Genomic DNA, 13,848 nt, shown 5'->3' with positions numbered 1-13,848 from the left:
CCTCTATAAAATGACGAACCGAAACCGTTCTGCTGAAGAATATCATGAGCCAAAAAATGAAGCCAGCAGGACAAAAACGCTTCCGGGTGTCATACTTTTCCCGTTTGGGTAATAACTTGTAAATACCTGTTGCTCTCCGTATAAGGGAGTAACGTTATATTGGTGTAAGGAAAACTACCTCAATGGCAGGAGGTGACCTATGATTGAATTTCGCAATGTCAACAAGCACTATGGGCCGTTTCATGTATTAAAGGACATTAACTTATCGATTCAACAGGGCGAAGTGGTCGTCATTATAGGTCCGTCCGGCTCCGGTAAAAGCACCCTCCTTCGCTGCATCAATCGTCTGGAGGCAATAACGGACGGGGAGCTGCACGTTGCAGGCGCCAAGCTCCATGACAAGAAAACAGATGTCAACCGATTAAGGCGAAATATCGGGATGGTGTTCCAGCACTTCAATCTGTACCCCCACAAAACGGTGATGGACAATATTACGCTTGCCCCGATCAAGGTGCTTAAGCTCAGCCGGGATGAAGCGGAGCGAACCGCCATGCTGTATCTCGAGAAGGTAGGTATTCCCGATAAAGCGAAGGCCTATCCCTCCGAGCTGTCCGGGGGACAGCAGCAGCGGGTGGCTATTGCCCGAGGACTTGCCATGAAGCCCCAGATCATGCTGTTCGATGAGCCGACCTCGGCTCTGGACCCCGAGATGATCGGAGAAGTGCTGGATGTCATTAAAGCCTTGGCGCATGAGGGGATGACGATGGTAGTGGTCACTCATGAAATGGGCTTTGCCCGCGAGGCGGCCGACCGGATCGTATTTATGGATCAGGGGCAGATTGTCGAGGAGTCGGAGCCTAATGCCTTTTTTTCCAAGCCTCGTGAAGAAAGGGCACAGTTGTTCCTTAAACGGTTGTTACAACAAGGATCATAGAGAGGAGACGGGTCAATGCGGATGAGGAGAAAGAAGCTGGGATTCACTATGCTGGTGCTGCTAACGATGCTGGCACTGGTAGCGGCGGGATGCGGAGCGAAGGAGCAGGGGGGCGGACCGGCCCCGAATTCGGCCAACACAGCCGGGAAAACGTTGGATGAGATTAAGAAGCGCGGCAAGCTGGTCGTAGGGGTAAAGTATGACACCAAGCTGTTCGGGCTGAAGGACCCGGGAACAGGCGTCGTGGAAGGCTTCGATATCGATATTGCAAAGGCTTTAGCCAAGAAGGTGCTCGGGGACGAAAACAAGCTGGAGCTGAAGGAGGTTACCTCAAAGACACGGATCCCGATGCTGAAAAACGGGGATATCGATATGATCATCGCCACGATGACCATTACCGAGGAACGAAAGCAGGAGGTCGATTTTTCGGATGTTTACTTTAAAGCCGGCCAATCACTGCTGGTCAAGAAAGGCAGTCCGATCAAGTCGATAGCCGATATTAAGAAAGGCATGAAGGTGCTCACAGCCAAGGGCTCTACGTCGGCGCAAAATATTCGCGAGAAGGCTCCGGACGCTACGGTATTGGAGTTTGAAAATTACCAGGAAGCATTCACGGCGTTAAAAGCGGGTCAAGGCGATGCCCTGACAACGGATAATGCTATCCTGTACGGGATGACCAAGCAGGACCCGAATTACCAGGTCACGGAAGGAACCTTCACCGATGAGCCTTACGGCATAGCAATCCGGAAGGGCGATACGGAATTTGTGACCTACGTCAATGATTTCCTCAAGGCGATGAAATCCAGCGGCGAGTACGACAAGCTGTATGAAAAATGGATTGGAGAGAAGCCAGCCAAATAGGCATTTGAATTTGGAAAGGGTGGATGGTCTTCCAGGCTGTTCATCCTTTTCATTCAACGCCGGTAAGAAAGGAGGAGACAGCGATGGATGCCATCCAATTCCATATTTTATGGAAGTACTGGGATTTGTACTTAGAAGGCTTCCTCAACACCTTGCAGGCAAGCGTGATCGCGCTGGTCGGAAGCTTTCTGCTGGGGACCCTGATAGCCGTGATGCGGATTTCTCCCGTCAAGCCTCTTAACTGGCTCGGTACCGCGTATGTCGAATTTATCCGCAACCTCCCGATTCTGCTGATCGTCTTCCTGTTCTTCCTCGGTCCTTCGGCGCTGGGCATAAGCTTAAGCGGATTTGCCGCGGGGACGCTGGGCTTGACGATTTATACGGCGGCTTTCATAGCGGAAGCGGTACGGGCGGGCATTCAAGCGGTGCCCAAGGGGCAGACCGAGGCGGCCCGTTCTTCCGGACTTACCTACGGCCAAACGATGGGACATATCGTCCTGCCTCAAGCCATGAAAATGGTCATTCCGGCGCTGGGAAATCAGTTTCTGAACCTGGTGAAAAATTCATCCGTGCTTAGCGTCGTCGCGGGCTTGGACTTGATGTACTACGCGGACCTGATTTCAACCAAGTCGTTCGTTACGTTCAGTGTGTATATTTTTGTGGCGGTGTTTTATTTGCTGATTACGATTCCGCTCAGCTTCGGGGTCGCTTACTTGGAACGCAGGATGGCGAGAGCTCATTAGCCGGGGACAAAAGGAGGTGAGAGAGCATGGATTTTGCGGGGGCCTATACGTGGGATCATATCCGGTTTTTGCTTGAAGGACTGGGAGTGACGATAAGAGTCGCTTTTATCGCCATAGTGCTCAGCTTCATCATCGGATGTCTCCTTGGCACAATCCGTTATACGAGGCTGCCGGTCGCTTCGCAGCTGACCGCGGTTTGCGTGGAAGTGATCCGTAATCTGCCGCTGCTGCTAATTATTTTCTTCACCTACTTTGCTCTCCCGGAGGTAGGGTTGAAGCTCAGCATCGAGCATGCGGCGATAGCCGCACTAACCGTCTTCGAGGCGGCCATGATTTCGGAGATTGTGCGCGGCGGGCTGAATTCCATCGATAAAGGGCAGATCGAGGCGGCCCGTTCCTCGGGCATGAGCTATACCCAAACGCTATGGAACATCGTGCTGCCGCAGGCGCTGCGCCGGATGATGCCGCCGATGGTCAGCCAGTTTATCTCGCTGCTGAAGGACACTTCGCTCGCGGTCGTGATTTCTTTGGCCGAGCTGATGCATAATGCTCAGATCATTAACGGGCAAAATGTGAATTTCGTTATTCCGACCCTGCTGATGACAGCATTGATGTACTTCGTGGTCAATTATGCGCTGTCCGTGGTGGCCCGGCGTCTGGAGGCCCGGCAGGTATAAGGCACCCGGGCCTGCCCGGATGCCTTTCCATGTTTATTCCTTGTAGCTCTTCAGGACAATGACGGCATTATGGCCGCCGAAGCCGAAAGAATTGGATATCCCGATAGTCAGATCCGCCCGGCGGGCCACATTCGGCACGTAGTCCAAGTCGCAGACAGGGTCAGGCTGCTCCTGGTTGATCGTCGGAGGAATTATGCCTTCCTGCAGGCTCTTAACCAAAGCGATCGCCTCGACGCCGCCGGCGGCTCCGAGCATATGCCCAAGCATGGATTTATTGGCTGTGACAGGAACGCGGTGAGCCGCATCTCCGAACAGCCTCTTGATGGCGAGAGTTTCCGATTTATCGCCGGCCTCGGTGCTGGTGGCATGAGCGCTGATGACATCTACGTCCCCCGGCTCCACGCCGGCCTCGCGCAGTGCCGATTTCATCGCTTGGTAAGCGCCTATGCCTTCTGGATGAGTCGCCACCCGATGATAGGCGTCGGAGCTTGCTCCATAGCCGATAACCTCCGCATAAATACGGGCATTTCGGCTGAGCGCATGGCTTAAGCTTTCCAGCACGAGAATGCCGGCTCCCTCGGCCATGACGAATCCGTCCCGTCCCGCGTCGAAAGGACGGCTCGCGCGCGCCGGTTCCTCATTGCGGGTGGACACGGCGGTGGCATTGCCGAAGCTGGCGAGCGATATCTCCGTAATAGCGGCCTCTGTGCCGCCTGCCAATATCACATCCGCTCCCCCGTACCGGATCAGGCGCATCGCTTCCCCTATGGCGGTATTGCCAATAGAGCATGCGGTCACAGGAGATAAAGTGGGACCCAATGCGTTGAATTTCATGCTGATCGTGGCGGCAGCCATATTCGAAATCATCATCGGCACCAGAGAAGGGCTTACCCGTTCAGGACCACGTTCCTTCAGAATGGCGTCCTGGTCAAGCAGCGTCTGGATGCCGCCGATTCCCGAGCCGACATACACTCCGAATCGTTCATGATCCACTTGGTCAAGCGGAAGCGCCGCATCGTTCAAGGCTTGCTCGGCTGCCGCCAGAGCAAATTGGCAGAAGCGGTCCATCTGCCTGGCCTCCTTGCGCCCGAAGCGGGCTTCGGCGTCAAAATCGCGGACGAGCCCGGCGATTTTGGCTTTTTGCCTGGAGCAATCGAAGGTATCAATAAGGGAAATGCCCGACTCGCCCCGGATCAGACGGCCCCAGAACTGGTCAACATCATTCCCGAGCGGAGAAATCACTCCCATTCCCGTAATCACTACGCGTTCCATTGTCATTCACCCTTTCGATAGATTGTGATGTCCCCTATGATGTCATATGATTTATCCTATTACAAGTTGTAGTTTATACTAGTATAATAGGTACCATGATAACAGCTTGTTCATGGGAAAGGGCGGACATTGTATGAATCATCAGACCAGGCTTCAAGCGTTGTCGGCTTTCTTGAAGGCCCAACGTGCCAAAATAACACCGGAATCCGCAGGCTTGGTATCGGGAAGCCGAAGAAGGACGCCGGGGCTGCGAAGAGAAGAGGTTGCTCAGCTGGCAGGGGTCAGTGCGACCTGGTACACCTGGCTGGAGCAGGGAAGGGATATTAAAGTATCCGCCTCGGTTCTGGATTGTGTAGCCACGGCTTTAAGGCTGACGGTAGACGAGCGCAAATATTTGTTTTCTCTGGCTCTGGATACCGGATCCGGAGCCAGTTTCCTTCAAGAGGATCAGCCGAGAATCAGTCCTTCGCTGCAGACGATCTTGCAGGAGCTGCGCAATTGTCCCACCATCATTTCGGACAGGCGGTTCCAGATTGTGGGATGGAACCAGGCGGCCTCCCACGTTTTTCTGGACTTTGACCAAGTGCCGGTGGAGCAGCGCAATATCATCCGCCTGCTGTTTACCCGAAAGGAATTTCGCAGCCTGGCCGTCAACTGGGAGCATTTTGCGAGCGGCTTTCTCTCCATATTCCGCTCCTATTACGGCCAGTATGTCGATGACGAGTGGTATGAGCAATTTCTCGAGGAAATGAAGTCGCTGCATCCCGAGTTTCATTCCTTGTGGGAGCGGAGCACGGTGAGCTCGGCCCCCGAGGTATTGATCGAATTCCGCCATGCCAAAGCGGGCAAGATGCTGTTCCACCTCACCTCCTTGCAGGTGCAGGGGGACGCCGATTTGCGCTGCAGCATTTACACTCCTGCACCGGATACGTCCACAGAAGCCAAAATCAAACGATTAATGGAACGCAAAGCCGTCTTGAGCGGCTCCTAAAGAATGAAGCATAGCCGTGCAGTACGAGCCTTTAAGGCGGTACCGCCCGGCATATTTTTTTGTAACCGGCCTCATTTTTATAGCGGCGGCTGCAGCGGGGAAGGTTCTTAATCAAGATCCCCGTCGTAAGATGGTAATACAGACCCTCGATAAGCTCAGTACCTTCCTCCGAATTGCGCTTCTGTTTCTGGCATTTTAGGAAAACTTGACAAAATAGTTTTTTGAAAAAATATTCTTGACAGTTGTATTCGATGGAAGTATTATTCTTGTATCGCATAAATCCTACTAAAATAGTAGGGAATTGAAGGGGATGGGTCGCGTGAATAACAACTTGGTTACCGCGTTTCAAACGAACTGGGTAAGCTTGCTTGTTTCATTAGTCATTATCGGTATTCTTTACTTCTTGGGGAAAAAGCGCGTAGGGTTCGGTAACCGGGTACTTCTCGCCCTTGCCCTGGGACTTATCGCAGGGATTTTCTTCAACACTTACAAGCTTAGTGCGGTAAGCGTAAGCACGATCGGTACGATTTACGTCAATCTAGTCAAAATGCTGGTAATTCCGCTGGTTGTCGTACTCGTCATCAATAGTATTACATCGATTTCAAGCCTGGGCCATTTGCGCAAAATCGGCTTGAAGACGATCTCCTTGTTCTTTATCACGACAGGGATTGCCGCTCTTATCGGTTTGATTGTAGCTTTGATTTTCGATCCGGGCTCAGGTATCGCCCAAGAGGTTCCTAAGACGTTCAAGCCTCGTGATATCCCGACGTTCTCGCAGGTTATTCTGGACTTAGTTCCGACCAATCCTATCGGTGATATGGCCGGAGGTAAGGTAGTTCCGGTCCTTGTATTCTCGATCTTCGTAGCTATTGCTATGGTGCAGGTGGGAGGCAAGAAGCCTGAAATCGTTCAGCCTGTAAAACAGTTTATCGAATCTTTTGCACAAGTGATGCATCAGGTTACCAAATACATTATTCGTCTAACTCCTTACGGCGTGTACGCTTTGATCGGTGCCATGGCGGCCAAATACGGCCTCGAAACGCTGGCTCCGCTTGTAAAAGTTATTGCAGCCACTTATGTAGCGCTGCTGCTTCACTTCATTATTACATTCGGCGGCATGGTTTCTTTTATCGCGAAGGTGAATCCAATCAAGTTTTTCCGCAAAGCGTATCCTACGATTGCTGTAGCTTTCACAACACGCAGCAGCTACGTTACTTTGCCGGTAAATATGGAAGTTATTACGAAGAGACTTCGCGTATCTCCGCGTATTGCAAGCTTCGTCGCCCCATTGGGAGCAACGATGAACATGAACGGCTGCGGCGGCGTATGGCCTGCTGTAGTAGCTATTTTCGTAGCGCGTGTATATAACATTCCACTCGGTATTTCCGAGTATATCCTTATCGTATTGGTAAGCATGATTTCTTCTATCGGTGTTGCCGGGGTGCCAGGACCAGCTGCCATCTCGACTACAGTCGTATTGACCGCATTAGGCTTGCCGGTTGAAGGCTTGGGTCTTGTATTGGCTATCGATGCTGTGGTAGATATGGGCCGTACGGCGGTCAACGCAACAGGTACAACCGTATGCTCCCTGGTTATCGCCAACTCCGAAGGGGAGTTCGACCGAGAGTCGTTCAACCGGGACGAGGAAGATCAAATGGAATTGAACACAGTGTAATTTATCTTTATAGATAAAATGAAGATGCAGCTTGGGTTCCCTGTCAGGGAAACGGGCTGCATTTTTTTGGGTTAGAGCTTGAAAATTTCATGGCTACCCGCAAAGGCTTGAATCAGCCGCGAAGCCGAGGCCCCGTATTGGGGGATGAAAAAAGCAGCGATTGATTTAGAGCGTCTTCAAAGGTAACATAAAAAGGGAAACCAGTAAGGAGGAGGTAGCACCTTTGAAGCTTGACCGTTTATTGGCTATCACGATGCTGCTGCTCAATCGCAAAAGAGTCGGGGCCCAAGAGCTTGCCGAACGCTTTGAGGTATCTCTGCGCACGATTTATCGTGATTTGGAGGCGCTGAATCAGGCGGGCATTCCGATTGTGTCCTTTGCAGGAGCATCCGGAGGCTACGAGATCATGGATCAATATCGGCTGGACCGGCAATTCCTGTCTTTAGATGAGCTTCAGTCGATTATTATAGCGCTGAAAGGGGTTGGCTCTTCCTTCGGCGATCAGGATACCAGCATCTTGTTGGACAAGGTGGGCGCATTAATGGCCAGGTCCGAGCGGCATGAGATGGACCATTGGAGCCAGCAGGTCATGATTGACCTGAATCCATGGCATGGCGGCCAAGCAGAGAAGGAAAAGCTCGGGGTACTTCGTACAGCTGCTCGAGATGCCAAGGTGATTCGCTTCTCCTATACGAGCTCGCAGGGGGATTCGTCCGAACGGATGTGCGAACCGATGGGGGTCGTATTAAAGGGCTACGTATGGTATTTGTACGGATACTGCAGGCTTCGTGAGGATTACCGGATATTTCGGCTTACGCGGATCGAGCATTTGACGGTCTTGGATGAAGCCTTCACACGCCGTTCCAAAACCATGGATCAGCTCGATTTTCGCTGGTCTCGTCAGGAGGAGCCTCCCCGCCTGGTAAGCCTGGTGCTCCGGTTCCAGCCTCGTGCGAAAGCGCGGCTTCAGGATTATTTCTGCTTCGGGGACATGGTGACAGAGCCCGATGGAACCATTCTTGTAACCGCCAAGCAGCCCGATGAGCCCTGGCTGTACGGGATGCTGCTGAGCCACGGGGCCGATGTGAAAGTGCTTGAGCCGGAATCGGTAGCGAGAAAGGTGCAGGAGATGGCACAAAAAATAGTGGACCAGTACCAACTAACCTTGACATAGGGTTGTCAGGGTTAGGAGGGTATACTTTAGATATTCAAGCGAGAATACAGTCATAGGTAGAGATCAAAGGAGGATGATGAATTATGTTTACTTCTGTTGAACAATTTACGGCAAGCTGGAGCCATGAATCCGCTTCTACGCAGCGCGTTATGGATGCATTAACGGATGCTTCGCTCAGTCAAAAGATCACTCCCGACCACCGCAGTCTGGGACAGCTCGCCTGGCATTTGACGACCACGGTTCATGAGATGATGTCCCGTACAGGCCTTGAGTTTCAGCCGGTTGAGGGGGGCGAGCATGCTCCCGCGCCTGCTTCGGCCAAGGCTATCGCCGATGCGTACCGGAGCCAGCGCAATGCCCTGCTGGAGGCGGTTCAAGCCCAGTGGAAGGATGCGGATTTAACGCGTACGAGCTCTATGTACGGAGAGGAATGGCCTAATGGACTGACTCTCCGTGTACTCATTCAGCATGAGGTTCACCACCGCGGACAAATGACGGTGCTCATGCGCCAGGCGGGACTTCGCGTACCTGACATTTATGGCCCGACCCGCGAGGACTGGATCGAACGCGGAATGACGCCGTTAGTATAAAAGAATGAAGAGGCCCTCCACCTATAAGGGAAGGCCTCTTTATTTCACGTCTCTGACGGCTCGTTATACCTTCGTCGCAAGCTTCAGATCAAAATGCGGCTTGGTGGCATAGTCCATATAATGGACCTTGCCGTCGAAGTCGAGGTAAGCCTGATACCGGGTGCGGATCGCCGGTGCCGTAATCAGCTCAAGCACTTGATCCCTCGGTACCCATCGGCTGTCGGAGGTTTCGTCTGAAGTGGACAGCTCCCCGCCCAGAGGCTGGCAAATAAAGTCCATCATCACCTTCGTGGGTACATCGGTAACCCCGTCATGCCATTTGTAGGCGGAGGTATTGGAATAGATCCCGACCAATTGGACGGGCACGGCGTCAATTCCGCTTTCCTCCTTTATTTCCCGGCTCAGTGCCTCAAGCAGATTTTCCCCGTTTTCCACTTGGCCGCCAGGATAGACCCAGCCTTCATGATGGGTTTTCACCAACAGAACCTTCCCCTGCTCATTGACCACGAAGCCTCCTACGGCTACGATATGTGTCGGCATGCCCATGCTTTGCCCTCCCATAATTTGATGGTTGCTGCAGGACCATCTTACCATATCCTTCCTTGTTTTCTTCTGATTTTCCACTGACAGATCACGTAGGATGGAATGATGTTTGGCCTCTCGCTTTGTCTGACGACTATACGTCCCATTGCTCTCCCGCAGCTTACACGCTTCACTAGGATTATGTGCAAAGTAAAACCCACGTTCACTATCACGAACGAGCAGAAATCGGTAACGGTCTCCTATCATCGAACGCAACGGCTGCAGGTCCTAAGCGATCCAGCGAATCCATATAAACCAAGTCTCCCTCCCGTAGCATTATCCGCATAACCTGTTATCGTGGCCGTTCAAAATCCTTGCCAATCTGCTAATCTACAAATATATATCAGTCATCAACACCTAACTGCCGGAACTGAATAAGTTGCCGTTCCGGATTTTGTTAGAGGGGTAACCAGGAAGACGCGCAAAATGTACGCTAAGGAAAGATAAAGTCTTCAGTTTCAGAGTCTAATGTGCTGCAACCCTTTTTACCTTTGTACCTGTACCTTTATGTAAAGATATCTTTACGTAGAGGGATGACTAGGTTATAATGAATGTAAAGATATCTTTACTTCAGAAGATGGTGAATATGATAGTCCACAATAGGATCCGCGATCTAAGAATTAAAAACAATGTTACTCAACTACAATTGGCACAGGACTTGCAGGTAACCAGGCAAACAATAATTGCGATCGAAAACAACCACTACAATCCAAGTTTAGAATTATCGCTAAAAATTGCACGTTATTTTAAAGTAAGCGTTGAAGATGTATTTACTCTCGATCATGAGGAGGAATCTTTGTGAACAAGCGAAAGACAGTCATTAGTTTCTGGCATTTACTTCTTGGGTTTTTGATCGCATTTGTTATCATTTCTATTATTGAACAAACCATTAAATGGGAGCTATTTATAGCGATAGTGATTGGTTCTGGGATGGCTGAAATGGTGCGGAGAAGAAAGCAAAAAAAAGAGGGTACGCCCGAAGTTGATGAGAGAGTTAAATTTCTGATGCAAAAATACATGAATATCGTTTTTATATTCGCTTTAATTGTCTTAAATGGGTATTTGTTAATTAATCAATATTTGGGTAATACAACTATCCCAATCAACCAGCTTTTCATCTTTAACTTGCTGGTATTATTCGCGCTTTCTACTACTGCCATTATTGCGAAACGTTAGTTCTAACCATGCTGTTGTAGATGTTATTGAGCTACCCCGAGAATTTCACATGAAACTAAGCCCCTGCTTTTGTGTTTTTTTAAAAACTGTGCGCTATAGAATTTATGTGAAATCAAGATGGTTACGAGGCTGTCGAGGTGGTGAGAGCCACTTGAAAACCAAGATTCTCAAGCCTTCGAACTGCCTGCTTCCTATGGCCTCTTGCTGTCGTTTTTCGAAATAGCTACCGGCTAAATCTTTATAATCTTTGCCGCGCGTGAGGAGATGATAAACAATAGTCATGATGGAATGGGCGGCCGCCAATGCCGCTCGGTGTCTGCCTTTGCGGCTTGCGATGCGTCGGTACTGAGCTCCGAGATAATTGTTGGATCTGCAGACGGAGTGGGCGCAACTTCAATGAGTGCCGATCGAAGGTACTTATTTCCTTGCGAGTTTTCGAGGATTTTCACTTGCCGGCACTTTAGAATGAAATTAAGGAGCTAAGCGGTTTGTTCTCGCTTAGTTCCTTGGTTTGTACGCCCAGCAGGGGCGTCATCTTTAGGGTGAAAGTCCCGAACGGGGGCTGGCGAACGCCTACCGTTAGCCAAGAGCAAGAGGGTGTCCTCGGCAAAGAGAACCGGTGAAGCCGTATGGGTATGTCGGAGCGCCGAGTTCTTCATCGGCACAAGTCGCCCTTTCCTCTCGCGAAGCCCAGAACGACTTGCTGGAGCGAATGCTCGAAGGGGAGAACCTTCGGCTCGCATACAAGCGAGTGATCCAAAACGGAGGAGCACCCGGCGTGGACGGTGTAACGATAGCCGAGCTACAAGCTTATAAAAAAGCCCCTTGGAAAGCATCCCAAGGGGCTTCGTGGACCTCTATGCAGTATAGATTTGCTTTCTTATTGTTGTGTCAAAGGGGCCCATACAGTTGTGTTAACCCAGTTGCCATTAAGTTTATATTTGAAATCTGCCCCCATAGATAATCCAACGGTTACTATTAACCCTGGTTCAGACTCATTAAAATTGAAAGTAGTCAGTGTACCCCAATCTGAAGCTTTATAGTTGTATGTGTTGTAAATAATTGTGTCACCACCAACTATGCCATATGCTACTGCTTTAACTCGTGGTTGTCCTGCTTGTTCAGTGATATCATAGCCTGATTTCCCTGTAATATTTTGAATAACTGTTCCATTAGTTCTGAAACCGGCAAAACCCGCCCAATTTACACTAATCGTTCCAGTTGCATATACACAAGCTTGTATATAACTATTATTCTCGCAACCATTTCCACCATAGGTTATACTGGAACCTGCAACTTTAGAATTTCGATTTGCAGGAATAATAAATTCGCCAGTTGCTTTTGCATTTTGAATAAGTCTTTCTAGTTCTGCAGCACCACCTTTTAATTCCTGTCTAGTAATCGTTAGCTCAACACCATCTTTTTTGACTACTTGTTCGAAAGTGTTTAGCACTTCCAACCCGAGAACTTTTTGCTTACTGGTACCTTCCTGCGCTAAAGCAGATCCAGCAAAGAGGGTAAAAGCAAATACACAAGCCAAAGATAACCTACCAATTCTACGAATAATACCTGCTACCATAATAATTACCTCCTTTATCAATATATGGTAATTATATCCTATTAAATTTACAATATCTACCTAAAATTATAATATTTATTATATTTTGTTGTATAATAGATTAATCCTTTAATCTTAACAAGTGAAAGGTGGGTATTAATATGTATTATTTAATAACCCCAGCTGGAATAATTTTGTCAATATTTTTTTTACTTGTGGTATTATTAATCATTAGGTTATTAATCAACATCAACAATCGATCCAAATAAGATAATAATCACGAAAATAAAAAACGTTGAGTTGATCCTTCTATCTGGAAGATGTAGCCAGGCGTGACTACAGCTCGCTCTTCCGGTTTTCCGATTGAAGCCCAACTCGTCGGGCATTGCTGGAAAAGGCTGCAGGCAGCCGTGGCAGCAACCCGGCTTCTTCTGGACGAAGTAAGGCCTGATGATTGTCCGGTGGCGGCGGCTGTAGGAAGAAAATATAAAGTAATAAAAAAACAGCGGCAGTCTAGATGATAGCCGCTGTTTCGATTTATGGAATAATCTCTGAATGCTAGAAGGATCAACAAAACAGTTAAAATTACTATAATCGTTTAAATATCTCCATTTCTTTTTGAACCTGGGGTACGTGGGACTGATCTGCCCATGGTGAAGAATGTAACTTCTTACACCAGGGGATTCTGGAAGGGGCACTTTTCTTGTTACGACCACTCTTTTCTTCCCCGTACCAACAATGACCATAGAACGTTTTTACCGACAAACCAAAACTCGCCATCGTTTTATGACGGGAAGACGAAGTTGGAATGAATTATATTCTTCGCAACGGCGAGTATATCGTTCTGGTTGAATCTTTCCGCTCGGTTTGGCTCGGATCCATATGAAAGATATAAAGAACAATGTACTCAATGGAATGCACGTCTCAACGAAAGTGTAATGCGCCGGCGCTTTCGCCGAAATCCAGAAAGTTACTTAAAGCAACTTGAGGAAAAATATAGTGCGTTGGTTATTCCGTCGTAGTTTTTTTGAGGGAGGGAGATCGATCTGAAATGGTTGCACTTCTCTTCCTCTCTCTTCTTGGTTTGATACGCTTAATAATTAGCCAATTTTTCAAGAAGCTCCATTAAGTAACTTTCAAATTGTATTTGGAAGTATTTTTTTTATAAAGCAATCCCTTATAGTTCATAGAATCTTCTTTAGCTTTTACACTATACGAAATAAATCCTTCACAGTAAGAGTTCCCTTCTTAATAACCGGAGGGAACTATCCCCTTTTTTCAATAAAGAAAGCAATTTGATAAAAAACGATGCGAGATGCACGGCTGTAGGCATGTATGCGCTATTTTGACTTAAGGAGAATAGAAATCGGTTTATTTATCCGGACGTGTCACATTTACAACGGGACCGTTAGAAAGTTATATTCAATCGTTGCTTGAATAATTTCATAAAGCTTAATCTTCGAAAGAAGAGCGGGGGACCCATCATTAAGGGGTGAATCCTATTGCGTAAAGCAAAGGAAGGGCATGCTTCTCACAGCCCTAATCCGACAGCTAACCTCGTCAGCGGAAGTGAGAAGGAGAGATGAAGACAGGACTCTTGCCTTGTGTTTTTTGT

At 48.9% G+C, this 13,848-nt stretch carries 13 protein-coding genes, 1 pseudogene and 1 riboswitch; of the genes and pseudogenes, 11 read left to right on the top strand and 3 right to left on the bottom strand.

The window, feature by feature from the left end:
• Window positions 1–199: 199 nt before the first annotated feature.
• The 4 genes from B1728_RS27845 (at window position 200) to B1728_RS27830 (ending at window position 3,215) form a co-directional block, all read left to right on the top strand.
• Window positions 200–934: an amino acid ABC transporter ATP-binding protein gene (locus tag B1728_RS27845; protein ID WP_079913697.1), complete on the top strand. Its 735-nt coding sequence runs from the start codon at window positions 200–202 to the stop codon at window positions 932–934.
• Between the two features lie 21 nt (window positions 935–955).
• The gene (locus tag B1728_RS27840; protein ID WP_079913783.1) at window positions 956–1,795 is read left to right on the top strand and encodes an ABC transporter substrate-binding protein; all 840 of its coding nucleotides are present in this window, start codon (window positions 956–958) and stop codon (window positions 1,793–1,795) included.
• 83 nt (window positions 1,796–1,878) lie between these two features.
• Window positions 1,879–2,538: an amino acid ABC transporter permease gene (locus tag B1728_RS27835; RefSeq protein WP_079913696.1), complete on the top strand. Its 660-nt coding sequence runs from the start codon at window positions 1,879–1,881 to the stop codon at window positions 2,536–2,538.
• A 26-nt stretch (window positions 2,539–2,564) separates the two neighbouring features.
• The gene (locus tag B1728_RS27830; protein WP_079913695.1) at window positions 2,565–3,215 is read left to right on the top strand and encodes an amino acid ABC transporter permease; all 651 of its coding nucleotides are present in this window, start codon (window positions 2,565–2,567) and stop codon (window positions 3,213–3,215) included.
• Between the two features lie 33 nt (window positions 3,216–3,248).
• Here B1728_RS27830 and fabF read toward each other — a convergent pair whose 3' ends face one another.
• Window positions 3,249–4,487 carry a beta-ketoacyl-ACP synthase II gene (gene fabF / locus B1728_RS27825; protein ID WP_079913694.1) on the bottom strand — a complete coding sequence of 413 codons (1,239 nt, stop codon included), beginning with the start codon at window positions 4,485–4,487 and terminating at the stop codon, window positions 3,249–3,251.
• Between the two features lie 133 nt (window positions 4,488–4,620).
• Between fabF and B1728_RS27820 the strand changes: the two genes are divergently transcribed.
• From B1728_RS27820 to B1728_RS27800, 4 genes are all read left to right on the top strand, one after another.
• Window positions 4,621–5,478 carry a helix-turn-helix transcriptional regulator gene (locus B1728_RS27820; RefSeq protein WP_079913693.1) on the top strand — a complete coding sequence of 286 codons (858 nt, stop codon included), beginning with the start codon at window positions 4,621–4,623 and terminating at the stop codon, window positions 5,476–5,478.
• Between the two features lie 319 nt (window positions 5,479–5,797).
• A complete protein-coding gene (locus tag B1728_RS27810; RefSeq protein WP_079913691.1) occupies window positions 5,798–7,153 on the top strand; it encodes a dicarboxylate/amino acid:cation symporter in 1,356 nt (451 codons plus the stop codon).
• A 223-nt stretch (window positions 7,154–7,376) separates the two neighbouring features.
• Entirely contained in the window at window positions 7,377–8,327 is a 951-nt protein-coding gene (locus B1728_RS27805; protein WP_144028031.1) for a helix-turn-helix transcriptional regulator, read from the top strand.
• 83 nt (window positions 8,328–8,410) lie between these two features.
• Window positions 8,411–8,917 carry a DinB family protein gene (locus tag B1728_RS27800; protein WP_079913690.1) on the top strand — a complete coding sequence of 169 codons (507 nt, stop codon included), beginning with the start codon at window positions 8,411–8,413 and terminating at the stop codon, window positions 8,915–8,917.
• A gap of 63 nt (window positions 8,918–8,980) precedes the next feature.
• Here the strand turns inward: B1728_RS27800 and B1728_RS27795 are convergent, their stop codons facing one another.
• Complete coding sequence (locus B1728_RS27795; RefSeq protein WP_079913689.1) at window positions 8,981–9,463, bottom strand: NUDIX hydrolase; 483 nt, start codon at window positions 9,461–9,463, stop codon at window positions 8,981–8,983.
• 583 nt (window positions 9,464–10,046) lie between these two features.
• Between B1728_RS27795 and B1728_RS27790 the strand changes: the two genes are divergently transcribed.
• The 3 genes and pseudogenes from B1728_RS27790 to B1728_RS37275 form a co-directional block, all read left to right on the top strand.
• Window positions 10,047–10,301, top strand: a complete 255-nt coding sequence (locus tag B1728_RS27790; protein WP_306293556.1) for a helix-turn-helix transcriptional regulator — start codon at window positions 10,047–10,049, stop codon at window positions 10,299–10,301.
• Window positions 10,298–10,675, top strand: a complete 378-nt coding sequence (locus B1728_RS27785) for a hypothetical protein (RefSeq protein ID WP_079913688.1) — start codon at window positions 10,298–10,300, stop codon at window positions 10,673–10,675. Before B1728_RS27790 ends, B1728_RS27785 begins: the two co-directional genes overlap by 4 nt.
• A gap of 604 nt (window positions 10,676–11,279) precedes the next feature.
• Window positions 11,280–11,522, top strand: a pseudogene (locus B1728_RS37275) (group II intron reverse transcriptase/maturase); the annotation flags it as partial.
• A gap of 33 nt (window positions 11,523–11,555) precedes the next feature.
• On the opposite strand, the gene B1728_RS27770 reads toward B1728_RS37275, so the two are convergent.
• Window positions 11,556–12,254: a hypothetical protein gene (locus B1728_RS27770; protein WP_079913687.1), complete on the bottom strand. Its 699-nt coding sequence runs from the start codon at window positions 12,252–12,254 to the stop codon at window positions 11,556–11,558.
• A gap of 1,418 nt (window positions 12,255–13,672) precedes the next feature.
• Window positions 13,673–13,814: riboswitch (cyclic di-AMP (ydaO/yuaA leader) on the top strand.
• The last annotated feature ends 34 nt before the right edge of the window (window positions 13,815–13,848 follow it).

Origin of the sequence: Paenibacillus sp. 32352 (genome assembly GCF_002042965.1) — a bacterium.
Taxonomy (GTDB): Bacteria; Bacillota; Bacilli; order Paenibacillales; family NBRC-103111; genus Paenibacillus_S; species Paenibacillus_S vulneris.
Note: the sequence above shows the minus strand (reverse complement) of the source record. Positions and strands in the feature narration are given on the sequence as shown.